Source organism: Cellulomonas sp. JH27-2, assembly GCF_014837175.1.
Classification (GTDB): Bacteria; Actinomycetota; Actinomycetes; order Actinomycetales; family Cellulomonadaceae; genus Cellulomonas.
Map to the genome: position 1 here is coordinate 608,487 of NZ_JACYFR010000003.1, position 24,083 is coordinate 632,569.

Here is a 24,083-nt window from a genome sequence, read left to right on the forward strand (position 1 = left end):
GGCGCCCCTCGCGCGGGACCAGTGACCGGTGGCCAGACGAACCCGGAGGACCAGATGACCGCCCAGCCCGTGCACGTCGCCCTCGGCTCCGAGGGGGCGACGAGCGCGCCGACGACGCCGAACGACCGTCCGGCCGACGGCCCCGCCGGTGCGCGGGTGCTCGCCGCAGCCCTGGCCGCAGGCCTGTCGCCGCGCGTCGCGGACCAGGTCGCAGCCTTCGCGCGGGCGGAGGGTGTCACCGGCGGCCGGCCGCTCGTCGCGTGCGACCTGGACCGCACGCTCGTGTACTCGTCGGCCGCGTTGGGCCTGACGGTGCCCGACGACCAGGCGCCGCCGCTCGTCGTCGCGGAGGTCCTGCACGGCGAGCCGCTGTCCTTCCAGACCCGCGCGGCGCAGGACATGCTCGCGGTGCTCGCGGACGTCGCGACCCTGGTCCCCACCACCACGCGGACGCGCACCCAGTACGCGCGGATCCGGATCCCGGGCCGCCCGCACCCGTACGCGGTCACCACCAACGGCGGCCACCTGCTGGTCGACGGGGTGACGTGCCCGGACTGGGCGCGGCACGTGGCCGACGAGCTCGCCCAGGCGGCGCCGCTGGCCGAGGTCGTGGCGCACCTGACCCGCGTGCGCGACGAGCCCTGGGTGCGCAAGCTGCGCGTGGCGGACGAGATGTTCACGTACCTGGTGATCGAGCGCGGCCAGGTCCCGGTCGGGTACGTCCCGGACCTGACGGCGTGGTGCGCCCACCGCGGCTGGACGGTGTCCGTGCAGGGGCGCAAGGTGTACTGCGTGCCGGCGACGCTCACCAAGTCGGCGGCGGTCCGGGAGGTGGCGCGGCGCACGGACGCGGGCGACGTGCTCGCGGCGGGCGACTCGCTGCTGGACGCCGAGCTGCTGTCGTCGGCCGTCCGCGGCGTACGGCCTGCGCACGGCGAGCTCCACGAGACCGACTGGCGTGCGCCGCACGTCGCCGTCACGACGCGCTCGGGCGTGATGGGCGGCGAGGAGATCGTCGCGCGCCTGCTCGCGGACGTCCTGTCCGCGTCCGGGGACGGGACGAGGCTGGAGACGCGCCCGCCCGCAAGGGCTTGACGGATCGCCCACGTGCGCCAAGGTGGTCCCATGGGGGACGACCGCGTGACGATCACGTACTGCACGCAGTGCCGATGGCTGCTGAGAGCCGCCTGGTACGCGCAGGAGCTGTTGACGACGTTCCACCGTGAGCTGCGCGAGGTCGCGCTGCGCCCCGCGACGGGTGGGGTCTTCACGGTGGAGGTGGGGGACCGGGTGATCTGGGACCGTGGCGTCGACGGCGGGTTCCCGGAGATCACGGTGCTCAAGCGGGCCGTGCGGGACCTGGTCGCGCCGGACAAGCCGTTGGGGCACAGCGACATCGCGCACACGTCCGACGACGGGGCCGCGACGCTCGTCGCGAGCGAGGCGCGCAACGGGAACGGGCGCCACGCGCAGGAGCCGGCCGGCAGCTGAACTGGACTGCGGTCCGACGCGCCGTGGACACACGATCGCCCGAACGGGTGAGGGTCGGTACTTTGTGGACGAACCGGTCAGCACGCGCGTCACGGCGCGTCGAAGCGGTTCATGCGCCGGACGGCGCCTGGGACGCATCCCGGAGGCCGTCCGACCTGCTCGGGGGTGCCGGTCGGGCGGCGTGGGCGGGCGAGCGGTTGGACGTGGGGGTACGTCCGCCGCTCGCCCGCTCGTTCGTCGTCCGGCGCGGGGCGCCGCCGACGAACCACCGCGTCAGCCGACGCGGCAGGCGACGCCCGTCGAGTGGACGGGGCAGTAGCCGTTCGGGTTCTTCTCCAGGTACTGCTGGTGGTAGCCCTCGGCGTAGTAGAAGCGGCCCGCCTCGTCGGCCGGGCGCAGCTCGGTGGTGATCTCACCGAACCCCGCCTCCGTCAGGCGCGGCTGGTACGCGTCGCGCAGCCGGCGGGCCACCTCGGCCTGCTCGTCGGTCGTCGTGAAGACCGCCGAGCGGTACTGCGTGCCGACGTCGTTGCCCTGCCGGAAACCCTGCGTCGGGTCGTGCAGCTCGAAGAACTTCGTCAGCAGGGCCTCGTGGGACAGGACGGTCGGGTCGTAGGCCACCAGCACGGTCTCGGTGTGCCCGGTCTGCCCGGTGCACACCTCCTCGTACGTCGGGAACGGCGTGTAGCCGCCTTGGTACCCGGCGGCCGTCGCCACGACGCCCGGGGTCTGCCACATCTCCTTCTCGGCACCCCAGAAGCAGCCGAGCGCCAGATACATCACGGCCGTGCCGTCGGGCCACGGGCCCGCCAGGGGGGTCCCCAGCACGGTGTGCGTCGTGGGCACCGTGTAGGGGTAGTCGTCGCGTCCCGGCAGGGCCCGGTCGGGGGCCACCATCGTGGAGCGCAGTGCGGATCCGAACAGCCAGCTCATGCCTCTCGTGTCCTTTCTCGGGCGGTTGGGCCCGGCGAGCACAACGGCGCGCGCGGCGCCGATGTTCCCCGGTGCTCCGGGCGTCCAGCACCTACCCTGAGCAGGTGAGCGCTCAGGTGCCGGACCGTCCCGTGACCGACCCGACCTCGACCGTCGCCCGGGAGGGTGTTCCCGACGCCGACGGCACGAGCCCGACGGCCCCGACGGGCGCCGCTGCGGGCTTCGACGCGTCCCGCTCGGTGGCGCCCTCGGTGCAGCGTGCTGCGGCCTGGTCGTGGCGATTCCTCGTCATCGGCGCAGCGCTGGCGGTCGGGCTCTGGCTGATCGCCGTCCTCAAGGTCGTCGTGGTCCCCGTCGCCGTGGCGCTCCTGGTCACGGTGCTGCTCACGCCGGTCGTGAACTTCTTGCAGCATCGCGTGCACCTGTCCCGGACGCTCGCGTGCGCCATCTCCGTGATCGGCCTCATCGTGCTCGTCATCGGTCTGCTGAGCCTTGCGGGCGCCTCCGTCGTCCAGGGCATCAGCGACCTGTGGGATCAAGCGCGTGAGGGCATCGACAAGATCAGTCAGTGGCTGGGCGACGGCCCGTTGCACCTGTCAGACGCCGACATCAAGGAATGGACGAGCAAGATCCAGGACCTGGCGAGCTCGGCGGGGGGCTCGGGGGTCGTCTCGGGTGCGCTCGCCGCGACCGTGACGATCGGGCACGTCGCCGCCGGCGCGCTCATCGCGGTCTTCTGCACGTTCTTCTTCCTGCTCGACGGTCGCACCATCTGGTCGTGGGTCGTGGGCCTTCTCCCGCGCGGCTCGCGTGAGCTCGTGCACCAGGCCGGCCGGCGCGGGCTCGTGACGCTGGGTGCGTACACGCGCACGCAGATCCTCGTCGCAGCCGTCGACGCCATCGGCATCGGGGTAGGGGCCGCCATCCTTCGGGTGCCGCTGGCGCTGCCGCTCTCCATCCTGGTCTTCCTCGGCTCGTTCATCCCTGTTGTCGGCGCGGTCCTGACCGGCACCGTCGCCGTCCTGGTCGCGCTCGTGGCGCACGGCCCCGGTACCGCGCTGATCATGCTGCTGGTCGTGCTGGCGGTGCAGCAGATCGAGGGTCACGTCCTGCAGCCGTTCCTCATGGGCCACGCTGTCTCGCTGCACCCCGTCGCCGTGCTGCTGTCGGTGGCCGCCGGCTCGCTCGTCGCCGGCATCCTGGGCGCGCTGTTCGCCGTCCCGATCGTCGCCGTCATCAACACCGTGGTGCTGTACCTGCACGGCCACGACAAGTTCCCACAGCTCGGCATGGACGACCACGTCGCGGTGCGCGGTCGAGGACACCCGGTGCTCGACCGTGCGATCGCCCAGGTCGCGGAGCGGTCGTCCGAGCGCGAGGCGTCCGACCGCGAGCTCGGCGCCGACCCGGCGGTCGGCACGGACGCCGCCCAGGTCTCGCCGGTCCAGGGCGATGCAGGCACCGACGAGCAAGGGAGCGGCAAGGCGTGACGACCACTCTCGCCGACGTCCGTGCCGCTGCCGAGCTGCTCGACGGGATCGTCGAGCGCACCCCGGTGGAGACGAGCCGGGCGCTCACGGAGATCGCGGGCACCCCGGTGCTGCTCAAGTGCGAGAACCTGCAGCGCGCGGGCTCGTTCAAGATCCGCGGCGCGTACGTGCGCATGTCCCGGCTGTCCGACGAGGAGAAGGCGCGGGGCGTGGTCGCCGCCAGCGCGGGCAACCACGCGCAGGGGGTCGCGCTCGCCGCACGGCTCCTGGGCATCGAGGCCATGGTGTTCATGCCTGTCGAGGTCGCGCTGCCCAAGCTCGCCGCGACACGCGAGTACGGCGCGCGCGTAGAGCTCGTCGGGCACAGCGTCGACGAGGCGCTCGTGCACGCCCGCGCCTACGCCGAGCAGACCGGCGCCGTCCTGATCCACCCGTTCGACCACGACGACGTGATCGCCGGTCAGGGCACCATCGCGCTCGAGATCCTCGAGCAGGTGCCCGACGTGGCCACGATCGTGGTGCCCATCGGCGGCGGTGGCCTCGCCGCGGGCGTCGTCGCGGCCGTCCGCGAGCTGCGCCCGGACGTGCGCGTGGTGGGTGTGCAGGCCTCGGGGGCGGCGGCCTACCCGGTCTCCCTGGCCGCCGGGGAGCCCGTGCCCGCGGCGGAGATGCGGACCATGGCGGACGGGATCGCCGTCGGCACACCAGGCGTGGCGCCGTTCCAGATCCTGCACGACGCCGGCGTCGAGGTCCGGACCGTCGCCGAGGAGGACCTCTCACGGGCCGTGCTGCTCGTCGCGGAGCGGGCCAAGCTGCTCGTCGAGCCGTCGGGTGCCGCTGCCGTCGCGGCGCTCATGGCCGCGCCCGGCGAGCTCGAGGGACCCGTCGTCGCGATCCTGTCCGGCGGGAACATCGACCCGCAGGTGCTGCTGCGCGTGGTCCGCCACGGGCTCGCGTCGGCCGGGCGGTTCCTGTGGCTGCACCTGCGCATCGACGACCGCCCGTTCGCTCTCGCGGACCTGCTGCGCGACCTGGCGAGCACCGGTTGCAACGTCATGCACGTCTCCCACGTGCGCACGCAGGTGGAGCTGGCGGTCGACGAGGTGGCGATCGAGGTCCAGGTGGAGACGAAGGGCCCCGACCACTGCGCCGCCGTCCTGCACCACCTGCGCACCGCGGGCTACCGCCTCACGGACTGACCGACGACGACGGCGCCCGGCCCGCGTGGGGCCGGGCGCCGTCGGGCGCGGGAGCGGTCAGCCGGCGAAGGGCTTCGCGGCGACGATCTCCACGGGGATCTGGTTGCCGTTGGGGGCCTCGTAGGAGGTCGTGTCACCCACGGACTTGCCGTTGATGGCCGCGCCCAGCGGTGAGGTGGGGGAGAAGACGTCGATGTCGGAGGTGCCGGCGATCTCGCGGGAGCCGAGCAGGAACACCATCTCGTCACCGGCGACGACGGCCGTCACCTCCATGCCGGGCTCCACGACGCCGTCGTCGGCGGGGGTCCCGATCTGGACGTTGCGCAGCTTGGCCTCGAGCTCGCGGATGCGCGCCTCGTGCTTGGCCTGCTCCTCGCGGGCGGCGTGGTAGCCGCCGTTCTCCTTGAGGTCGCCCTCCTCGCGGGCGGCGGCGATGCGGTCGGTGATCTCTGTGCGGCCCTCGCCCTTGGCGTGGTCGAGCTCGGCGACGAGTCGGTCGTAGGCCTCTTGCGTCAGCCAGGTGGCTGCAGTCGTGTCGGTCACGATCGCTCCTTCCATGCGGTGGACCGGCTGGGGGAGCCGGTCGGGTGGTCTCACGCGCACGCTCTGGGCGCCCTTCGGGCCGTGCGCGGTCCCGCCATGTGCTGGGTCACGCCGTGCCTGCCGGTCGCTTCGACCGTGGATGCCGGGCGTGCCTGCGACGTGCGGCTGCGACGTGCTGGTCACCTGGCGGCGGCGTGCGAAACAACCAGGATAGCAACGGGGGCGGAGATCGCCCTGGTCGAGCGAGGTCAGTCGACGATCTTGCAGTCCTGGACGGTGCCGCTCACGGCCAGCTCGGCGGTGGGGATCGTCACGGTGACACGCTGCGTGTCGGCGTCCGACGGGCCGACCTCCACGGTCTTGACCCCGACCTCGGCGTAGGACTGCGACAGGGCCCGCACGCGGCAGGACGCCGTCGCGTCCTTCGCCTTCGTCACGTCGAACGTCACATCGGTCGACGAGGCGTCGCTCACGTGGAAGCCGACGTCCTTCCACTGCACGGGGTCCTCGAGCGCACCGCCTCCGACCCACCAGACGGCGGCGACGACGAGCGCGACCAGCGCGCCGATGCCGACGAACGTCCAGGTCCGGGCGTGCGAACGCTCGGGCCCGTAGCGCCCGGCGGGCGGCCGGACGGGGGTCTGCGACACGTGGGTCCTCCGTGGTGTGGTGCACGGGCATGGTCCGCGTGCGCGATCATTGTCTCTCGTCCCCACCACCAACCTGCGCGCCGTGCGCGGCAGCGGACCGACGGGAGCCAGTTGTGAGCGGTGAGCGCCTGCGCCTCATGGCGGTGCACGCACATCCGGACGACGAGTCGAGCAAGGGTGCCGCCACGACGGCGAGGTACGCGGCCGAAGGCGTCGACGTGCTCGTCGTGAGCTGCACGGGCGGTGAGCGCGGCTCCGTGCTGAACCCGGCGTACGGCGAGTTCGAGGGCGGCCTGGACGAGATGCACGCGTTGCGTCGCGTCGAGATGGCGGCCGCGGCGCAGGTGCTGGGCATCCAGCAGGAGTGGCTGGGGTTCGTCGACTCCGGGCTGCCGGAAGGCGATCCGCTGCCGCCGCTGCCGGAGGGCTGCTTCGCGCTGGTCCCGCTGGAGGAGGCCGCGGCGCCCCTGGTCGAGCTGATCCGGCGGTTCCGCCCCCACGTCGTCACCACGTACGACCCGTCGGGCGGCTACCCGCACCCGGACCACATCATGTGCCACCGCGTGTCCGTCGAGGCGTGGGCCGCGGCCGGCGACCCGGAGCGCTACCCGGACCGAGGCGAACCGTGGACGCCGCTCAAGCTGTACTACAACGCCGGCTTCTCGCTCCCGCGCATGCGGGCGGTCCACGAGGCGCTGCTCGAGGCCGGTCGCGAGTCGCCGTTCGGCGAGTGGATCGAGTCGCGCGAGGCCCGCGAGATCCCGCAGCGTGACGTCACGACGCGCATCGAGTGCGCGGAGTACTTCGACCAGCGCGACGCGGCCCTGCGCGCGCACGCCACGCAGATCGACCCGGACGGCTTCTTCTTCGCCGTCCCGCGGGAGGTCGAGGTGGCCCGCTGGTCCACCGAGGAGTACGAGCTCGCGGAGTCGCGGGTGCCGACCAACCTGCCCGAGGACGATCTGTTCGCGGGCATCCGGGAGACCGTCTGATGTTCTTCGCCGTCACCCCGTCGCCGTACCCGAGCGACATCACGGTCACGCAGTCGACCGGCGGGTCGCCCGGCTTCCTGGGCTTCGTTTTCACGTTCCTGCTGGCCGTGGCCGCGGTGCTGCTGTTCCTGTCGCTGACCAAGCAGCTGCGCCGGGTGGACCGGCGCGCCAAGCAGCTGGGGCTGGACGACGAGGGCACGGCCGACCACACCCCCGACGACGAGCGTCCCGCCTCGTCATGACGCGTCCGGAGCCGCCGCAACGGCCGGCCGTCCGGGTCACGGTCGCGCAGATCCAGGGTTCGTCGGACCCGGGCGCCAACCGGGAGATGGTCGCGGACGCGTTCGCGACGGCCCAGCGCGTGCGCGCGGACCTGGTCGTCTTCCCGGAGTACACGGCGGCCTTCGCGCCCGACGGCGTGGGCATCGAGCACGCCGAGTCGCTGCAGGGCCCCTTCGTCGGGCGGCTGCGGGAGCTGGCCGCCGCGTCGGGGGTGGCGGCGATCGCGGGCCTGGTGATCCCGGGGTCCGACGGGCGCGCGTCGAACGCCGTCGTCGCGGTCGACGGCTCCGGCGAGCTCGCCGGCGTCTATCGCAAGGTGCACCTGTACGACGCGTTCGGGGCGAGCGAGTCCGTCCGGCTCGAGCCCGGCCCGGTCGACGCTCCGCCGCTCGTGCTCGACGTCGGCGGCCTGCGGTTCGGCGTGCTGACCTGCTACGACCTGCGCTTCCCGGAGTCGGCACGGCGGCTCGTGGACGCGGGTGCGCAGGTGCTCGTCGTGCCGGCCGCGTGGGCCGACGGCGAGCTCAAGGCGATGCACTGGCGCACGCTCGCCGTCGCCCGGGCCATCGAGAACACGTCCGCCGTCGTGGCCGTCGGGATGGCGGGCAAGAGGGTCACCGGTCGCTCGCTCGTGGTCGGGCCTGACGGCCTCGTCGGCCTGGAGCTCGACGACGAGCCAGCGGTCCGCACGGTCGACATCGACGGCGCCCAGCTGGGCGAGGTCCGCGAGCAGAACCCGTCCCTGGCGAACCGCCGCTACCGCGTGATCCCGCGCTGAGACCTCGAGCGCGCCCGACGGGCTACGCCGCCGAGTAGGACGCGATCGAGACCGCCACGTAGTGGCACGTGAAGCCGACGACCGTCAGCGCGTGGAAGACCTCGTGGAAGCCGAACCAGCGCGGGCTCGGGTTGGGGCGCTTGAGGCCGTAGACGACGGCGCCGAGCGTGTAGGCGAGCCCGCCGGCGATGACGAGCCACATGATCGCGGGGCCGCCGGAGCGGTAGAACTGCGGCAGGAACGCGACCGCGACCCAGCCCAGCGCGACGTACACGGGGACGTACACCCAGCGCGGCGCACCGAGCCAGAACACCCGCGCCAGCAGCCCGACAAGAGCGCCGCCCCACACGATGACCAGCAGGATCTCCGCGGTCCGCTTCGGCAGCAGCAGCACCGCGAGCGGCGTGTACGTGCCCGCGATGATGAGGAAGATGTTGGTGTGGTCCAGTCGGCGCAGGACGGCCGCCGTGCGCGGGGACCAGCGGCCGCGGTGGTAGATCGCGGAGGTCCCGAAGAGCATGACCGCGGACAGCCCGAACACGGCGGTGGACCACTTCGCGGCCGCCGTCGGGGACAGCACGACGAGCACGATCGACGCGACCAGGACCAGCGGCGCGACCCCGGCGTGGATCCACCCGCGCAGGTGCGGCTTGATCGTCTCGGCGACCTTCTCGAGGGGGGTCCCGGAGGCGTCTGTGCCGTCGGGGGTGCCCTCGGGTGTTCCGTCCGGCGTCCCGTGGGGCACAGCGGTCGTGCTCATGCGGCAGCCTCTCACGTCGGCGTCAACCTACGACCCCGTAGGTTACGGCACCGTAGGTAGTGGTGTCGAACCACGCGACCCCCGCACGCTAGTAACGTGATCGCGTCGCACCCCCGCGCGGCACCCCACCCGATCGAAGGAGCGAGCGTGCGCCTGCCCCACCCGCTCTACGGGCTGTATGAACGACGGCTCGCGGCGTCGGTCCCGCGGGACAAGGCCCCCCGCCACATCGGCGTCATCCTCGACGGCAACCGCCGCTGGGCCCGCAGCATCGGCGAGTCCACCGCCCACGGGCACCGGCGGGGCGCGGACAAGATCGCGGACCTGCTGGACTGGAGCGAGGACGTCGGCGTCGAGGTCGTGACGCTCTGGATGCTCTCGACCGACAACCTCGAGCGGTCGCCCGACGAGCTGGAACCACTGCTGACGATCATCGAGGACGCCGTCAGCGACCTCGCCGCGTCGGGCCGATGGCGCGTGCAGCCCGTCGGCTCGCTCGAGCTGCTCCCGGACCACACGCGCGAGGCGCTCCTGGCCGCCCAGGCGGCAACCGTCGGCGTCCAGGGCCTGCACGTCAACGTCGCCGTCGGCTACGGGGGCCGGCGCGAGATCGCCGACGCGGTGCGCTCCTACCTGCGGGCGGGCGCCCAGGCCGGCGCGTCGCTCGAGGAGCTGGCCGAGGCGTTCGACGTCGAGCACGTCGCCGAGCACCTGTACACGAAGGGTCAGCCCGACCCGGACCTCGTCATCCGCACCTCGGGCGAGCAGCGCCTGGGCGGGTTCCTGCTGTGGCAGAGCGCGCACTCGGAGTTCTACTTCTGCGAGGCGTACTGGCCCGACTTCCGGCGCGTCGACTTCCTGCGCGCCGTGCGTGCCTACGCCGCGCGCGAGCGCCGCTTGGGCCGTTGAGCGCGCGCTCGTGTGAACACTGCGTGACATCTGACGACACGCGTGTGATTTACACCTCATGGCGACTCCGGCGGGGTTAGTTTCCGGAACAGAGGACGACACCCCGCCGTCCCCGGGAGGCCAGCCCATGGAGCATCCGCTCCGGGAGGAGGGTCGACCCCGGCCCTGCTCCACCGGGCCCGGTCGCCCCCACCCCGTCGCCGATCACCGGCACATGGACCTGCTGCGGCAGGTCGCCGGTGACAGGCGCCTTCTGCGGCGCACGTAGCGCCGGAGGGAGCACGCCGTGGTCAGCAGCGCAACGCAGCACGTCGAGGTCGTAGAGGGTCGCCGGACGCACGTGCTCGATACCTCGGTCCTGCTGTCCGACCCGAAGGCGATCGCCAGGTTCGCCGAGCACGACGTGGTCCTGCCCGTCGTCGTCATCACGGAGCTCGAGGCCAAGCGGCACCACGCGGAGCTGGGCTACTTCGCCCGGTCCGCGCTGCGCATGCTCGACGACCTGCGGATCCAGCACGGCGGCCTGGACACCCCCATCCCGATCACGGACGAGGGCGGTTCCCTGCGCGTCGAGCTCAACCACACCGACCCGTCCGTCCTGCCGGCCGGGTTCCGGCTGGGCGACAACGACACGCGCATCCTCGCGGTCGCCGCGAACCTGGCCGCGGAGGGGCACGACGTCACGGTGGTCTCCAAGGACCTGCCGATGCGCGTCAAGGCGTCCGCGGTGGGCCTGCGGGCCGAGGAGTACCGCGCCGAGCTGGCGGTCGACTCCGGCTGGACCGGGATGGACGCGCTCGACCTGTCCGAGCAGCAGATGGCGGACCTGTGGGAGAACGAGTCGGTCGCGCTCGCGGACGTCGCCACCGGCGCCGGCTTCGGGACGACGACGCCGCAGGACCTGCCCTGCCACACGGGCCTCGTCCTGCACAGCCCCCGCGGCAGCGCGCTGGGGCGCGTGACGGCCGACAAGCACGTGCAGCTGGTGCGCGGCGACCAGGACGTCTTCGGCCTGCACGGACGCAGCGCGGAGCAGCGCATCGCCATCGACATGCTGCTCGACGAGGAGATCGGGATCGTCTCGCTCGGAGGCCGTGCCGGCACCGGCAAGTCGGCGCTCGCGCTGTGTGCGGGACTCGAGGCCGTGCTCGAGCGGCGTCAGCACCGCAAGGTCATGGTGTTCCGGCCGCTGTACGCGGTGGGCGGTCAGGACCTCGGCTACCTGCCCGGCAGCGAGGCCGAGAAGATGAACCCCTGGGCCCAGGCGGTCTTCGACACGCTCGGCGCGCTGGTCAGCAAGGAGGTCGTCGAGGAGATCATGGACCGGGACATCCTCGAGGTTCTCCCGCTCACCCACATCCGCGGCCGCTCGCTGCACGACGCGTACGTGATCGTCGACGAGGCGCAGTCGCTCGAGCGCAACGTCTTGCTGACCGTGCTGTCCCGCATCGGTCAGAGCTCGCGCGTGGTCCTCACGCACGACGTCGCGCAGCGCGACAACCTGCGCGTGGGCCGGCACGACGGCATCGCCGCGGTGATCGAGGCGCTCAAGGGCCACCCGCTGTTCGGGCACGTGACCCTCACGCGGTCGGAGCGCTCGCCCGTCGCGGCGCTCGTCACGGAGCTGCTGGAAGGCCTGGACGCATGAGTGCCCTGGTCATCGCCCGGACGGCTGGTGACGCGGCCCGGCGCGTGGCGCTACTCTCGGCGCGCACCGACGTCCGGGCGGCCAGCCGCCCCATCCCGCAGGAGGCCTCATGACATCGCCCGACCCGATCCCGTCCGGCACCTACCCGCCCGTCAGCGACGGCCCCTACGGAGCGGCGGGCGAGGTCAGCCCCAAGCTGCTCCTGCCCGCCGTGCTGCTCTGCTTCTTCCTGGGCGGCCTGGGCATCCACCGGTTCTACGTCGGCAAGGTCGGCACCGGTGTGCTGATGATCCTGACGCTCGGCGGTCTGGGCATCTGGACGCTGATCGACTTCATCGTGCTGCTCGTCGGTGCGTTCAAGGACAAGGAGGGTCGGGTCCTCAAGCAGTGGACCTGATCCCGCGCTGACGAAGGGGTGACCGCCGCGGCGGTCACCCCTTCGTCGCATCAGGACCCGTCAGGCGTCGACGAGCCGCCCGTCGGCGAGCCGCACGACGCGGTCCGCCAGCGCCATCATGAGCGGGTCGTGGGTCGACACGAGCGCGGTCATGCCCTCGGCTTCGACGACCGCGCGCAGCAGCGCCATCACGGCGGTGCCGGTCTCGGTGTCGAGCTGGCCGGTCGGCTCGTCGGCGATGAGCAGCCGCGGCGACGTCGCGAGCGCGCGGGCGATGGCCACACGCTGCTGCTGGCCGCCGGACATCTCGCCGGGCCGCTGCTGCGCGTGCCCGGACAGCCCGACCAGCTCCAGCAGCAGGGCCACGCGCGCCTCGCGCTGGGGTGTGGGCGTGCGACGAAGACGCAGGGGGACGCCGACGTTCTCCGCGGCGGACAGCACCGGCACCAGGCCGAACGTCTGGAAGACGAACGACACGACGTCGCGCCGCAGCTCGACCAGGCCGGCCTCGTCGAGCGAGGACACCTCGCGGCCGTCGATCACCACGCGTCCCTCGTCGGGCCGGTCCAGGCCGCCGATGCAGTTGAGCAGCGTCGTCTTGCCCGACCCGGACCGCCCCACGAGCGCGACCAGCTCACCCGGCGCGATCTCGAACGAGACGTCCTGCAGCGCGTGGACCGCCGCGCTGCCGTGGCCATAGACGCGCGAGACGCGGTCGACGACGACCGCGGGCCGCGTCGCGGTCGCCGCGGCGGCCGGTGCCTGCTCGGTCATGACTGCTCCTCCCGGTCGCGCGCAGCACCCGAGGCCGAGCGGACGGACACCTGCGACTCCTCGAGCGCCAGGCGCACGCGGCCCACGAGGTTCAGCGCCTCGCGGAACTCCTTGGGCAGCTGCACGCGCCCGGCGCGGTCCAGCACCGCGAGCTCCTCGGCCACCACGTGCTCCGTGCCGTCCTCGCGGGTGTGCGTGCGGCGGACGACCTCCGACGACGTGCGACCGTCGCGGATGGCGACGGTGCGCTGCACGTGCTCGGAGACACCCGCGTCGTGCGTGACGACGACGATGGTGGTCCCCAGCTCGCGGTTGGCGGTGCGCAGGCTCTCGAGCACGACGTGCGACGTGGCGGTGTCGAGCTCGCCCGTCGGCTCGTCGGCGAACAGCACCTGCGGGTCGTTGACGAGTCCCACCGCGATGGCGACGCGCTGCTGCTCACCGCCGGACATCTCGCCGGGACGGCGGTCGGCGCAGTACCCGATCTCGAACATCTCCAGCAGGTCGGCCGCCCGGCGAGCCCGCTCCTTCGCCTTGACGCCCGCGAGCTGCAGCGGGAACGCGACGTTCTCGGCCGCCGTCAGGTAGGGGACCAGGTTGCGGGCCGTCTGCTGCCAGACGAACCCGACCATCGAGCGTCGGTACTCGACCCGTTGCCGCGTCGTCATGGTCATGAGGTCCCACGCGCCCACCCGCACGCGCCCGGCGGTCGGGACGTCGAGGCCGGACAGGACCGAGAGCAGCGTCGACTTGCCGGATCCGGACGCGCCGACGATCGCGACGAGCTCACCGGGCTCGATCAGCAGGTCCAGCCCCTGCAGGGCCTGCACCTCGATGCCGTCGGACTGGTAGATCCGGACCAGCGAGTCGCACACGATCAGCGCGTCCTGGCCGAAGTCGTCGTGCCGCCGCCGTGCGCGCTCCTCCAGAGCGCCGAGCGTCGCCGTCATCGCGTGTCCTCCCTCATCGTTCGCCCACCCGCAGCACCTCACCGAGCCGGTCGCGCCGCCGCACCACGCGCTCCACCGCCACGCTTACCACGAGCGCGACGACGAGCACCGCCGCGGCCGCCGCCACGGGCCACCACCCCACCTGCAGCGCGGGCGGCCCGTAACCGCCGGCGGCGAGCTGCAGACCGAGCGCCCCCGTGGTCAGCCACGTGACCAGGATGCCGATCACCGTGCCGCCCACCATCGCCGCGACCGCCACCGGGGCCAGCTCCGCGAACGTCAGTGCCGAGCCGGTGCGACCGTCGAGCCCCAGCGTGCGCAGCGCGGACAGGGACCGGCCCCGCTCACGCGCGGTCGCGGCGACCAGCAGCACGAGCGCGAGGGCGGCGTACGCCGCCAAGGCACCCGCGGTGGCGAGCAGCAGGACGGTCAGGTTGCGGTTCAGCGGCGAGTCCTGCCAGGTGGTGAGCCACGTGTCGCGCGCGGTCACGGTGACGCCCGTCCGCGTGTCCAGCCCGAGCGCCTGCGCGCCCGCCGCGGCTCGAGGGCCGTCGACGAGGATCGTGGTCGGGTCCGTCTGCCCGCCCTGGGCGGCGTCGAAGGTGGCGCGGTCGACGAGGAGCCGGCCCGCGACCGGCACCGTGCTCGTGACCGTGACGTGTGGGTCGTCGGCGGCGGTGCCGACCACGCGAAGATCGACCCGGCCGCTGTTCGTGAGGACCGACGGCTGGACGAGCCCGACGGCCGACGACAACGACGAGCTGGCGAGCGCCGGCGGAGCGCCCGCGGCCTCGGCGGGCAGGGAGCGCAGGCCGGTCGCGTCGAGCCCGTGGGCCTCCTCGATGGTCGCGAGGTCGGCGGCGTCCACGAGCAGCACGTCGGCGTTCGTCCCGGTCCCGATCGCCCGTCCGCCCAGCACCGCGATGCCCGCGACCGTCGTCACGCCGTCCTGCGCGCGCAGGTCCGTGACGTCCTGCTCGGTGAGGGCGCCCTCGAGGCGCACGTCCGCCGCGACGCGCTCGTCGGCCGCGGCCAGCTGGCCGGCACCGACGGTCAGGACGGTCGTCCCGCAGAAGACGACGAGCCCGACGGCGACCGTGAGCGTGAGGAGAGGGACGGCGGTGCCGGTCGCGGCACTCGCGCGTGCGGTCGCGACGACCGGGACGAGGCCACGACGGCGGCGGGCCGCGCGGCTCGCGGCACGCAGCGCGGGCGGCAGGAGGCGGGCCACGACGAGCGTGGCGGCCGCCGCGACGAGCAGGGGCGTCGCCGCGAGCAGGAGGTCGACCCCGCCCGTCGTCGTCTGCGTCAGGCCGCGGCGGCGCACCGAGACGAGCGCGGCCACGGCGAGCGCGACGAGCGCGAGCTCGGCGACCGTGCGGCGTGCGCGACGCCGCTTGGCGAGGCGGACCCGATCGGCGCGGTTGGCGGGTGAGCGACGGCCGGCGAACGCCGTGCGCGTCTGCAGCGCGGCGACGACGGCGGGGGTCAGGGCCGCGACGAGGACGAGCGCGCCGGCGACGGCCCCGCCACCCGCGCCGTCGCGCGGTCGGACGACCAGCGCGGCCGCACCCGCACCGACCGCGCCGGCGACGAGCGCCAGCGGCGCCGCCTCGAGCAGGGCCCGCGTGACGATCGAGGCGAGGGACGCGCCGCGGGCCCGCTCGAGCAGCAGGAACGGCTCGCGCCGCGCGACGAGCAGCCGGGCTGCGAGGACGAGGACGAGGGCGCCGACGCCGCACAGCCCGACGACGAGCACGGACTGGAGGGCGCGCGCGGCGGTGAGCCGTCCGCCCTCGGCGTCGAGCGTCGAGCCCAGGGCGGTGGTCGGCGTGGCGCTGGCTCCGGCGGCGCGGGCGAGTCCGGTCGGGTCGGCCTGGAGCTGGTCGATCGCTGCGGCCACGGCGCCGGCGGTGGACGAGTCGACGAGCGCGGGGTCGGGGACGTACCGCAGCTGCGGCGCGAACGCCTTGGGCTGCACCGCGAGCTGTGCGTCGGGCAGCGACTGCGGCGTCAGGAGCAGGCCGACGTGCCGGGTTCGCGTGCCGTCCGTCGTCGTCGTCGAGGCCGCGAGCAGGTCGTCCTGGCCGGTCCAGACGGCCGCCCTAGGGTCCGGGACGGTGTAGAGGCCGGTCACGACGAAGTCCGTCGGGCCCGACGTGGCGATGGCCAGCTTGCCGTGGTCGCCAACCCGGAGACCGACCTGCTCCGCGGCGTCGGCCTCGAGACCCACCTGGACCTCGTACCGGTCCTGGGCCGTGTCGTCGCCAGCGTCGTCAGTGTCGCCCCGAGCCTCCGCCGGTGCCTTGCCGTCCACCCACGTGACGAGCGCGTCCTGGTCCGCCGGGTCGGCGGTGCCGACGTAGGCGAGGCGCGCGGTGAGCGTGTCGTCGCCGATCCGGCCGCGGACCACCGGGCTGCTCACGCTGATGGTCCCCGGCCCCATCATCGTGCGCAACGGCTCCGGCAGCGCGTCGTGCAGGTCGCTCTCCGACGTGCGCAGCTCGGCGGCCACGTTCGGGTCGCGGACGGTCGCGCCGAAGCCCGCCGGTCGGCTCGACCCGAGCCGCACGACGAGGTCGGCGGAGGTCCCTGCCTGCGCGACGGCGCCCCGCACGGCGTCGTCTGCCGCGGCGGCGACGACGCGCGGCACGATCAGCGCGAGCGCGACGGTGACCGCCAGCACGACGGCCGACATCACGAGCAGCCCCGCGTCCGCGCGGCTGCGGCGGCGGACGACGAGCCACGACCCGGCGACCGTGGATCGCAGCATCCCGGGCGTGACGGCGGTCATCGTTCGTCCCCCAGTCGCAGGAGCTGGCCGGAGGCCCGCTTGAGCAGGGTGTCCGTGGTGAGCGCGACGACGAGGCCGACGAGGGCGACGAGCGCGGCGAGCAGCGCGAGCTGCCCGGCCCACGACCAGCTGACGACCACGCCGGGGACCGGCGCGGTCCCGGACGCGGACGTGGTGATCAGCGGGGCGACGAGGTGCGCGAGCAGCGCGCCGAGGCCGAGCCCGACGGCCACGCCGACCGTGCCGAGGACCACGTGCTCGACCAGCACGGAGCGCACGAGCCCGCGCCGCGGGGCACCGAGCGCCTGGAGGCGGGCGAACTCGAGCCGGCGCGCGCGGACCGTCACGGCCGCGCTCATCCCCAGGCCGCTGACCGCGAGCGTCAGCGCGGCGACGACGACGATCCACAGCGCCGCCTGGACGCCCACGTGCAGCGGTCCGTCCGTCGCGACCTGGCGCTCGGTGATCCGCACCTGGGACGTCGCCCGGCCGTCGCGGTCCAGCTCGGCCGCGACGGAGGCGGCCCGCGCGTCCGGCACCGACAGCCACCACTCGTCGACGGTGGAGCCGGAGGAACCCGCCGCGACCAGGCTACGACTCAGCAGGTCCTCGTCGAGCATGATCCCGCGCGCGTGCGGGCTCCCGGGCAGGTAGGGCACGGTGTCGACGATCGTCGTGCGCACCTCGGTGTCGTCGACGGCGAGGACGAGCGAGCGTCCCACCTCGGTGTCGAGGGTGGACAGGACGTCGGGCGTCACGAGCGCCGGCAGCGTGCTCGCACCCTTGCCGGTCGGGAAGGTGACGACGGTGAGGTCGGTCGCGCGGCCGGACGTGCGGAATCCGCCGGGCGGTTGGTTCGACACGTGCAGCTCGTCGGCCTCGGCGTCGACGTCGGCACCCGACGCGGTCCCGTTCCAGGTCGCCGTCGACAGGTCCACGTCCCGCACGCCGGTCAGGTCGTCGACCGCCGGCGTCGCGTCGTCGTCGGTGCTCGGCACCGGACCGTCGGCGACGCGCAGATCGGTGACGCGCAGGCCGATCACGACCGACCCGTCCTGCACGGCGTCGTCGTCCTCGGTGGTCGCGTGCGCGACGACGCCGACGAGCTGCAGCCCGCTGGTGGCCGCCGGCAGCGGCACGACGACCTCCTGACGCGTGCCGCCCAGCGTGACCGCCGGCAGCGCGACGGACGTGCGCGCACCGGTCGTGTCCTGCAGCACGAGAGAGCCGAGCAGCGTGCCGGAGACGGCGGGTGTGACGCTGGCGCGCAGACCTGCGACGAGGTACCGCGGGCTGCCCGGCAGGGCGACGCCGGTCGCGGCCTGCTGCGGTCGCAGCGGCGCGGTCTGCGCGCTCCAGCCGCCCTCGACCTCGCCGCGCAGGATCTGGTCGGCGCGGTCAGTCGGGACGCCGAGCAGCGTGGTCGGCACCCCACCCCGCGCGGATGCGCCCTCGACCGTGGACGGGACGGCGAGGGTGGCGCCGCGGCTCGTCACGGGTGCGGCCGCGTCGATGCCGTCGGTCGCGGCCACCTGCGCGGCGGCGACCAGCGGCGTCGGCGTCGCCGGCGTGACGCGCACGTCGGCGCCCACGGCGAGGTCGGCCTGGGCCTGCTGGGACGTGCGCCAGGTGGTGAGGAACGACGACGAGAACGCGCCGACCCCCACGGCGAGCGTGAGGAGCAGCACCGCGGCGGTCGCCCGGGCGGGCCGTCGGCCCAGCTCCCAGACGGCCAGCGGGCCCACCCACGAGCGGCTGCGCGCCGCCAGGCGCTCCCCGACGTGCGCGACCAGCGGCATGAGCCGCAGCGCGAGCACGGCGCCGGCCAGCAGGATCAGCGCGGGGGCGAGGGCCAGCACGGGATCGGTCCGGCCGAGCAGGCCGCCACCCGAGCCGACGGGCGAGCGGTAGGAGCGCAGCTGCCACAGGCCGACGAGCGCCAGGGCGACGAGCGCGATGTCCGCGCCCGAGCGGGCGGCGCCGCCCCGCCGGTCGGCTCGGGTCCGGGTCTGCGTGGCGTCCGCGCGGCGCAGGAGCGGCGCGACGAGGACGGCGGCGAGCAGGAGCGATGCCAGCGCGCACGTGACCCACAGGACGGCGGGGCGACCGGGGTCGGCGTCGAGGCCACCGCGGCTCAGCGCGGGGACCAAGGCGATGGCGCGATAGGTCAGGACGGCGAGCACGGGGGACAGGAGCGCGGCGACGACGGCCACGGCGAGCGCCTCGAGGGCAGCCAGGCGCAGGATCTGCGCCCGGGACGCACCGCGCGAGGCCATGAGCTCCTGCTCCGCAGCGCGACGGTCGGCGAGCATGCGGGCGGCCAGCATGAGCACGGTGACGGCGAGGGTCACGAGCAGGAGCGCGACGACGACGAGCGTCACGCTGGTGACCTGCAGGCTGGCCACGGCCGTGTCGATCGTCCGGGGCAGCTCGGTGTACACGAGCGAGCTCACACCGTCGCTCGCGACCGCGGCGGCCAGCCGTTGCTGGACGTCGCCCAACTGGTCGCGCAGGTGGTCGAGCGTGGCGGCAGGGACCTCACCGAGGGCGGGGTGCGCGACGAGGTGGGCCGTGCCGAGGTCCACCGTGCCGTCGGTGAGAAGGGTGGGCTCGCCGACGATCAGCGGGCCCCAGGCCTGTGTGCTCAGCATCCCGGCCGACCCGAGGACGGGGTAGGCCGGATCGTGGACCGTGCCGCCGAGCTCGTCGCGCGTCCACACCGCGGGTGCGCCCGTCAGCCTGAACGTGCCGGTCACGACCAGGCGCAGGTCGTTGCGCGAGGCCGTCGCGGAGACCGGGACCTCGGTGCCGACCGTCCAGCCGTACGCATCCGCGACCTGCTGCGGGACCGCCACGGGCACGCGGCCGTCCGCGTCGGCGCCGCCCGCCGGCATCGCCCCGCTGACGAGCGTGCTGGAGCGCGCGACCTCGGGGTTGCTGGCGAGGTAGACGTACGGGTCGACGGGGTCGCCGGTGCCGGGCACCGCGAACATGGTCGAGGCCAGCCAGGTCTCGCGCGCCGCCGGGACGTCTCCGAGGAGGTCGTCGACGAAGGCGGTCGCGTGGGGGACGGCGCCCTGCGTCGGGGTCAGGGAGCGCGTGATGGTCGCGTCGATCTCACGTCCCGAGGCCGGTGTCCGGTCCAGGGCGGTGGCCAGCAGGTGGTGCTGGCTGGCCGAGAGCAGCAGGGCGAACGTGCCGAGCAGGGTCGCGCCGACGACGGCGACCGCGACGACGGCCGTCAGCACGGTGTGCTGCGCGCGGGCGCGGTGCAGCAGCAGGCGAGCGGTCGCGCCCACGTGCACCTCCCTGACGTCGTCGTCCAGAGCCCGGTCCACCGGGTCGAGGTGATGCTAAACGTTCCACCCCGGTCCGTGGGAGCGATTCCACATGTTGGCCCCCGAACGAGGGGGGTGGTCGGCGTCACGCCACCCTGGCTTGACTGGCCGAATAATCCTGGCGCAATATTCCGAGTGGAATATATGGCCCATGATGGGTGTCGGTGGTCGGACGGAGGATGGGCGCATGGCGACGGGTGAGCTCTCGGCGGTGGCGGTGCTGACGCTCGCGCTGCTCCACGAGCAGCCCATGCATCCGTACCAGCTCCACCAGGCGCTCGTGGAGCGGGGGGACACGCGGCTCGTGCGCGTGAGCCCCGGCGCGGTCTACCACGGCGTCGAGCGGCTCGAGCGGGACGGCCTCGTCGAGGTCGTCGGCACGGACCGCGACGGTCGACGCCCCGAGCGCACGACCTACCGGCTCACCGACGCGGGGCGTACCGCCTTCTCGCAGCGGCTGACCAGCTTCCTCGGTGACGACCACCCCAGCTACCCGCTCTTCTCGGTGGGCGTCGCCGAGGCGACCGAGCTGCCCGCTGCCGAGGTGATCACCCAGCTCCGTCGTCGGCGTGACCGGGAGGAGGCGCGGCGCGCCGACCTCGAGGCGCGCCACCGGCTGGCGGTCGACAGCGGACTACCCCGCCGCTACGCGCTCGACGTCGAGCACGACCTGGCCCTCATGGCCACCGAGATCGCCTGGATCGACGCGACGATCGCCGAGATCGAGCGCGGCGACCTGGACTGGGACAGCCCGTTCCCCACCGACTACAAGGCCCGCATCGCCGTCGCCCGGGCGGCGGCCGCGGAGACCTCGCCCTCCCGAACAGCTGAACGCACCCGACCTGCAGAACGCCCTCGAACGAAGGACCACTCATGACCACCGAGCAGCGACCCGCGCTCGTCGACCTCTCCGGACGCAGTCCGTGGAGCATCCTGCCGCCCCTGTGCCTCGGCTTCTTCATGATCATGCTCGACACGACCATCGTGAACGTCGCCGTGCCGACCCTCATGACGGAGCTGCACGCCGACGTCACGTCCGTCGGGTGGGTGAACAGCGCCTACCTCCTCACGTTCGCCGTCCTGCTCCTGGTCACCGGGCGGCTAGGCGACAAGTACGGCCCGCGGCCCGTGTTCGTCGTCGGACTCGTGCTCTTCACGCTCGCCTCGCTCGCCTGCGGCCTCGCGCCGTCGGTCGGCTGGCTCATCGCGGCCCGTGCCGTCCAGGGGGTCGGCGGCGCGCTCATGACGCCGCAGACCATGTCGATGATCACGCGCGTCTTCCCGCCCATGAAGCGCGGCGCAGCGATGGGCGTCTGGGGAGCCGTCGCGGGTGTCGCGACGATCACCGGCCCCGTCCTCGGCGGCCTGCTGGTGCCGATCGGCTGGGAGTGGATCTTCTTCGTCAACATCCCGATCGGTGTGGTCGCGCTGTTCTACGCGCTGCGCAACCTGCCCAAGCTGCCCACGGCCGAGCGTCGCATCGACGGAATCGGCGTCGCGCTCTCCGTCATCGGCATGTTCCTGTTCGTCTTCGGCCTGCAGGAGGGCTCGACCTACGACTGGGGCACCATCGCGGGCCCGATCACGGTCTGGAGCGTCATCGGCGCCGGCGTCGTCGTCCTCGTCGGCTTCGTCCTGTGGCAGCGGCACCTCGGCGCGGACGCGCTCATGCCGCTCACGCTGTTCCACAGCCGCAACTTCTCGATGGCCAACATCGCCGGGTTCGCCGTGACCTTCGCGATGACCGGGATCTTCTTCCCGTTCACGATCTTCCTGCAGACGGGCCTGGGCCTCTCGCCGCTGCGCTCGGCCCTCGTCGGCGCGGGCGGATCCGTGCTGTCCGGCATCGTCGCGCCGTTCGCGGGCCGCCTCTCGGACAAGATCCCGGGCAAGTGGATCGTCGCCACCGGGTTCGCGATCCTGACGGTCGTCGTCTTCGCGCTCCACGAGCTGATCGAGCCCGACGCGGACGTGTGGAAGCTCGTCGTCGTCATGTGCTTCTTCGGCATCGGCACGGGCTTCCTGTTCTCGCCGCTCGCCAACCTCGCCACCTCCGGACTCGACCACCGCAACGCCGGTGCGGGCGCGGGCGCCTTCAACACCAACCGCCAGATCGGTGGCGTCGTCGGGTCGGCCGCGATCATCGCGCTGTTCACCTCGCGGCTCGGCATCGAGATCCCGAATGCTGCGCAGAGCGCGGCGCAGTCGCTGCCCGAGGCGTTGCGCCAGCCGTTCGTCCAGGCGTTCGCGCACGTCGACCAGGACGCGCTCGCGGGCGGCTCCTCCGGTGCGTTCACGCCGCCGAAGGGGGTCCCGCAGGAGACCGTCGCGCAGTTCCAGGACGCGGCGGCGCAGGCCGTGCACTCCGGCCTGGCCACGGCGGTCAGCCAGACGATGCTGCTCACGGTCGTCGTGCTCGCGATCGGGCTCGTCTCCGCCCTCGCGATGAAGGGCATCCGCCCGCACCACCACGGCGAGGGCCAGGAGCAGAAGGATGCGGCCGCCGGCGCGGCGGCCGCAGCGCACTGACGCACCGCACCGACAGATCGCGCACACGACGAAGGTCCGGTCCCCGAGGGGCCGGACCTTCGTCGTGCGGTGCGCCAGACCTGATTCGAGCGCCTGTCAGGCCTGGGGCGGGCGCGTCATGCTCAGCACGTCGAGCGCCGCGTCGAGCTGCTCCTCGGTGACCTCGCCGCGCTCCACGTAGCCGAGGTCGATCACGGCCTGGCGCACGGTGATGCCCTGCTTCACGGAGTGCTTCGCGATCTTGGCCGCGGCCTCGTAGCCGATCACGCGGTTGAGCGGCGTGACGATCGACGGTGAGGACTCGGCCAGCGCGCGAGCCCGCTCCTCGTTGGCGACCAGGCCGTCGACGGTCCTGTCGGCCAGCAGGCGCGACGCGTTGCCGAGCAGGCGGATCGACTCGAGCACCCCGGCGGCGATCACGGGGATCTGCACGTTGAGCTCGAACGAGCCCGACGCCCCGGCCCAGGCGACCGTCGCGTCGTTGCCGATCACGCGGGCTGCCACCATGAGGACGGCCTCGGGGATCACGGGGTTGACCTTGCCGGGCATGATCGACGAGCCGGGCTGCAGGTCGGGGATCGAGATCTCGCCGAGACCCGTGTTGGGGCCGGACCCCATCCAGCGCAGGTCGTTGCAGATCTTGGTGAGGCTCACGGCGATGGTCCGCAGCGCGCCGGACAGCTCGACGAGGCCGTCGCGCGACGACTGCGCCTCGAAGTGGTCGCGCGCCTCGGTCAGCGGCAGGTCGGTGTCCTCGCGCAGCAGCGCGATGACCCGCTGCGGGAAGCCCGCGGGCGTGTTGATGCCCGTGCCGACGGCGGTACCGCCCAGCGGCACCTCGGCGGCGCGGGGGAGCGCGGACTCGAGCCGCTCGATGCCGTACCGGATCGCCGCCGCGTAGCCGCCGAACTCCTGGCCGAGGGTCACGGGGGTCGCGTCCATGAGGTGCGTGCGGCCGGACTTCACGACGGTGGCCCACGCGTCGCGCTTCGCCTCGAGGGCCTCGGCGAGGTGGGTCAGGGCGGGGACCAGGTCGCGGACCACGCCGGCGGTCGCGGCGACGTGGACCGAGGTGGGGAACACGTCGTTCGACGACTGCGACGCGTTGACGTGGTCGTTGGGGTGCACGTCGCGGCCCAGCGAGCGGCTGGCGAGGGTCGCGATGACCTCGTTGGTGTTCATGTTCGACGACGTGCCCGAGCCGGTCTGATAGACGTCGACGGGGAAGTGGGCGTCGTGGGCGCCGGTGGCGACCTCGTCGGCGGCGGCGACGATCGCGTCGGCGATGTCGGCGTCCAGCACGCCGAGCTCGGCGTTGGCGCGAGCCGCGGCCTTCTTGATCCGCGCGAGCGCCTCGATGTGGCCGCGCTCGAGGCCGGTGCCGGAGATGGGGAAGTTCTCGACCGCGCGCTGGGTCTGGGCGCGGTAGAGGGCGGCGGCCGGGACGCGGACCTCGCCCATGGTGTCGTGCTCGATCCGGTACTCGACGCCCTCGTCGGTGGGTGCAGAAGTCATGGATCCATCCTGCCCCACCACGTCGGCACGGCCCACGGCGGGCGATGTGGCGTTCGTCCCTGTGCGGGGCGCGGCATCGGCGTCCTCGTCGCCGCCGCCGTGACCTGCGAC

The 24,083-nt window shown here is 73.5% G+C and carries 21 protein-coding genes; 12 read left to right on the plus strand and 9 right to left on the minus strand.

Annotated elements, in window-relative coordinates; genetic code table 11:
- Nucleotides 1-54: 54 nt before the first annotated feature.
- Both IC607_RS11835 and IC607_RS11840 read left to right on the plus strand, forming a co-directional pair.
- The gene (locus tag IC607_RS11835) at nucleotides 55-1,095 is read left to right on the plus strand and encodes an HAD family hydrolase (protein WP_225224829.1); all 1,041 of its coding nucleotides are present in this window, start codon (nucleotides 55-57) and stop codon (nucleotides 1,093-1,095) included.
- Nucleotides 1,096-1,125: 30 nt separating this feature from the next.
- On the plus strand, nucleotides 1,126-1,491 hold the full coding sequence (locus IC607_RS11840) for a SelT/SelW/SelH family protein (RefSeq protein WP_191787559.1): 366 nt from the start codon (nucleotides 1,126-1,128) through the stop codon (nucleotides 1,489-1,491).
- A 273-nt stretch (nucleotides 1,492-1,764) separates the two neighbouring features.
- Here the strand turns inward: IC607_RS11840 and msrA are convergent, their stop codons facing one another.
- Nucleotides 1,765-2,424, minus strand: coding sequence for a peptide-methionine (S)-S-oxide reductase MsrA (gene msrA, locus IC607_RS11845; RefSeq protein ID WP_191787560.1), 660 nt, complete (start codon nucleotides 2,422-2,424; stop codon nucleotides 1,765-1,767).
- Between the two features lie 104 nt (nucleotides 2,425-2,528).
- On the opposite strand from msrA, the gene IC607_RS11850 reads away from it, so the two are divergent.
- Nucleotides 2,529-3,914, plus strand: a complete 1,386-nt coding sequence (locus IC607_RS11850; protein WP_370526165.1) for an AI-2E family transporter — start codon at nucleotides 2,529-2,531, stop codon at nucleotides 3,912-3,914.
- Nucleotides 3,911-5,113, plus strand: coding sequence for a threonine ammonia-lyase (gene ilvA / locus IC607_RS11855; protein WP_191787561.1), 1,203 nt, complete (start codon nucleotides 3,911-3,913; stop codon nucleotides 5,111-5,113). The genes IC607_RS11850 and ilvA overlap by 4 nt, the downstream gene beginning before the upstream one ends.
- Nucleotides 5,114-5,170: 57 nt before the next feature.
- On the opposite strand, the gene greA is transcribed toward ilvA, so the two are convergent.
- Both greA and IC607_RS11865 read right to left on the minus strand, forming a co-directional pair.
- Entirely contained in the window at nucleotides 5,171-5,656 is a 486-nt protein-coding gene (gene greA / locus IC607_RS11860) for a transcription elongation factor GreA (RefSeq protein WP_370526166.1), read from the minus strand.
- A gap of 248 nt (nucleotides 5,657-5,904) precedes the next feature.
- The gene (locus tag IC607_RS11865; RefSeq protein ID WP_191787562.1) at nucleotides 5,905-6,306 is read right to left on the minus strand and encodes a DUF4307 domain-containing protein; all 402 of its coding nucleotides are present in this window, start codon (nucleotides 6,304-6,306) and stop codon (nucleotides 5,905-5,907) included.
- A 137-nt stretch (nucleotides 6,307-6,443) separates the two neighbouring features.
- Here IC607_RS11865 and mca point away from each other — a divergent pair, with 137 nt between their 5' ends.
- The 3 genes from mca to IC607_RS11880 are packed head-to-tail and all read left to right on the plus strand — an operon-like array spanning nucleotide 6,444 to nucleotide 8,358.
- The gene (gene mca, locus IC607_RS11870; protein ID WP_191787785.1) at nucleotides 6,444-7,298 is read left to right on the plus strand and encodes a mycothiol conjugate amidase Mca; all 855 of its coding nucleotides are present in this window, start codon (nucleotides 6,444-6,446) and stop codon (nucleotides 7,296-7,298) included.
- Nucleotides 7,298-7,540 (plus strand): hypothetical protein, encoded by a 243-nt coding sequence (locus IC607_RS11875; RefSeq protein WP_191787563.1) that lies wholly within the window; start codon nucleotides 7,298-7,300, stop codon nucleotides 7,538-7,540. Before mca ends, IC607_RS11875 begins: the two co-directional genes overlap by 1 nt.
- Nucleotides 7,537-8,358: a carbon-nitrogen hydrolase family protein gene (locus IC607_RS11880; protein ID WP_191787564.1), complete on the plus strand. Its 822-nt coding sequence runs from the start codon at nucleotides 7,537-7,539 to the stop codon at nucleotides 8,356-8,358. Before IC607_RS11875 ends, IC607_RS11880 begins: the two co-directional genes overlap by 4 nt.
- A gap of 22 nt (nucleotides 8,359-8,380) precedes the next feature.
- On the opposite strand, the gene IC607_RS11885 is transcribed toward IC607_RS11880, so the two are convergent.
- The gene (locus IC607_RS11885; protein ID WP_191787565.1) at nucleotides 8,381-9,118 is read right to left on the minus strand and encodes a hemolysin III family protein; all 738 of its coding nucleotides are present in this window, start codon (nucleotides 9,116-9,118) and stop codon (nucleotides 8,381-8,383) included.
- 147 nt (nucleotides 9,119-9,265) lie between these two features.
- Here IC607_RS11885 and IC607_RS11890 point away from each other — a divergent pair, with 147 nt between their 5' ends.
- The 3 genes from IC607_RS11890 to IC607_RS11900 all read left to right on the plus strand — a co-directional run bounded on the left by IC607_RS11890 (nucleotide 9,266) and on the right by IC607_RS11900 (nucleotide 12,072).
- Complete coding sequence (locus IC607_RS11890) at nucleotides 9,266-10,027, plus strand: isoprenyl transferase (protein WP_191787566.1); 762 nt, start codon at nucleotides 9,266-9,268, stop codon at nucleotides 10,025-10,027.
- Nucleotides 10,028-10,313: 286 nt separating this feature from the next.
- The gene (locus IC607_RS11895; RefSeq protein WP_191787567.1) at nucleotides 10,314-11,675 is read left to right on the plus strand and encodes a PhoH family protein; all 1,362 of its coding nucleotides are present in this window, start codon (nucleotides 10,314-10,316) and stop codon (nucleotides 11,673-11,675) included.
- A 109-nt stretch (nucleotides 11,676-11,784) separates the two neighbouring features.
- Nucleotides 11,785-12,072 (plus strand): TM2 domain-containing protein, encoded by a 288-nt coding sequence (locus IC607_RS11900; RefSeq protein WP_191787568.1) that lies wholly within the window; start codon nucleotides 11,785-11,787, stop codon nucleotides 12,070-12,072.
- A gap of 60 nt (nucleotides 12,073-12,132) precedes the next feature.
- On the opposite strand, the gene IC607_RS11905 is transcribed toward IC607_RS11900, so the two are convergent.
- From IC607_RS11905 to IC607_RS17890, 4 genes are read right to left on the minus strand one after another with little or no spacing between them, the layout of a single operon-like run.
- On the minus strand, nucleotides 12,133-12,846 hold the full coding sequence (locus tag IC607_RS11905) for an ABC transporter ATP-binding protein (protein ID WP_191787569.1): 714 nt from the start codon (nucleotides 12,844-12,846) through the stop codon (nucleotides 12,133-12,135).
- Nucleotides 12,843-13,796, minus strand: coding sequence for an ABC transporter ATP-binding protein (locus tag IC607_RS11910; RefSeq protein WP_191787570.1), 954 nt, complete (start codon nucleotides 13,794-13,796; stop codon nucleotides 12,843-12,845). Before IC607_RS11910 ends, IC607_RS11905 begins: the two co-directional genes overlap by 4 nt.
- A 13-nt stretch (nucleotides 13,797-13,809) precedes the next feature.
- Nucleotides 13,810-16,590 carry an FtsX-like permease family protein gene (locus IC607_RS11915; RefSeq protein ID WP_191787571.1) on the minus strand — a complete coding sequence of 927 codons (2,781 nt, stop codon included), beginning with the start codon at nucleotides 16,588-16,590 and terminating at the stop codon, nucleotides 13,810-13,812.
- The gene (locus tag IC607_RS17890; RefSeq protein ID WP_191787572.1) at nucleotides 16,587-19,928 is read right to left on the minus strand and encodes an FtsX-like permease family protein; all 3,342 of its coding nucleotides are present in this window, start codon (nucleotides 19,926-19,928) and stop codon (nucleotides 16,587-16,589) included. The genes IC607_RS11915 and IC607_RS17890 overlap by 4 nt, the downstream gene beginning before the upstream one ends.
- A 187-nt stretch (nucleotides 19,929-20,115) precedes the next feature.
- On the opposite strand from IC607_RS17890, the gene IC607_RS11925 reads away from it, so the two are divergent.
- Nucleotides 20,116-20,805, plus strand: coding sequence for a PadR family transcriptional regulator (locus IC607_RS11925; protein ID WP_191787573.1), 690 nt, complete (start codon nucleotides 20,116-20,118; stop codon nucleotides 20,803-20,805).
- Nucleotides 20,802-22,457: an MFS transporter gene (locus IC607_RS11930; RefSeq protein ID WP_191787574.1), complete on the plus strand. Its 1,656-nt coding sequence runs from the start codon at nucleotides 20,802-20,804 to the stop codon at nucleotides 22,455-22,457. Before IC607_RS11925 ends, IC607_RS11930 begins: the two co-directional genes overlap by 4 nt.
- Before the next feature lie 96 nt (nucleotides 22,458-22,553).
- Here IC607_RS11930 and IC607_RS11935 read toward each other — a convergent pair whose 3' ends face one another.
- On the minus strand, nucleotides 22,554-23,972 hold the full coding sequence (locus tag IC607_RS11935) for a class II fumarate hydratase (protein WP_191787575.1): 1,419 nt from the start codon (nucleotides 23,970-23,972) through the stop codon (nucleotides 22,554-22,556).
- Nucleotides 23,973-24,083 lie beyond the last annotated feature (111 nt).

What these genes read in the sequence shown, in the direction of transcription:
- IC607_RS11910 (WP_191787570.1), bottom strand. Translation starts at nt 13,796, where the DNA reads ATGACGGCGACGCTCGGCGCTCTGGAGGAGCGCGCACGGCGGCGGCAC.
- IC607_RS11885 (WP_191787565.1), bottom strand. Translation starts at nt 9,118, where the DNA reads ATGAGCACGACCGCTGTGCCCCACGGGACGCCGGACGGAACACCCGAG.
- IC607_RS11875 (WP_191787563.1), top strand. Translation starts at nt 7,298, where the DNA reads ATGTTCTTCGCCGTCACCCCGTCGCCGTACCCGAGCGACATCACGGTC.
- IC607_RS11925 (WP_191787573.1), top strand. Translation starts at nt 20,116, where the DNA reads ATGGCGACGGGTGAGCTCTCGGCGGTGGCGGTGCTGACGCTCGCGCTG.
- IC607_RS11880 (WP_191787564.1), top strand. Translation starts at nt 7,537, where the DNA reads ATGACGCGTCCGGAGCCGCCGCAACGGCCGGCCGTCCGGGTCACGGTC.
- IC607_RS11930 (WP_191787574.1), top strand. Translation starts at nt 20,802, where the DNA reads ATGACCACCGAGCAGCGACCCGCGCTCGTCGACCTCTCCGGACGCAGT.
- IC607_RS11935 (WP_191787575.1), bottom strand. Translation starts at nt 23,972, where the DNA reads ATGACTTCTGCACCCACCGACGAGGGCGTCGAGTACCGGATCGAGCAC.
- msrA (WP_191787560.1), bottom strand. Translation starts at nt 2,424, where the DNA reads ATGAGCTGGCTGTTCGGATCCGCACTGCGCTCCACGATGGTGGCCCCC.
- mca (WP_191787785.1), top strand. Translation starts at nt 6,444, where the DNA reads ATGGCGGTGCACGCACATCCGGACGACGAGTCGAGCAAGGGTGCCGCC.
- IC607_RS11840 (WP_191787559.1), top strand. Translation starts at nt 1,126, where the DNA reads ATGGGGGACGACCGCGTGACGATCACGTACTGCACGCAGTGCCGATGG.
- IC607_RS11905 (WP_191787569.1), bottom strand. Translation starts at nt 12,846, where the DNA reads ATGACCGAGCAGGCACCGGCCGCCGCGGCGACCGCGACGCGGCCCGCG.
- IC607_RS11915 (WP_191787571.1), bottom strand. Translation starts at nt 16,590, where the DNA reads ATGACCGCCGTCACGCCCGGGATGCTGCGATCCACGGTCGCCGGGTCG.
- IC607_RS11835 (WP_225224829.1), top strand. Translation starts at nt 55, where the DNA reads ATGACCGCCCAGCCCGTGCACGTCGCCCTCGGCTCCGAGGGGGCGACG.
- IC607_RS11900 (WP_191787568.1), top strand. Translation starts at nt 11,785, where the DNA reads ATGACATCGCCCGACCCGATCCCGTCCGGCACCTACCCGCCCGTCAGC.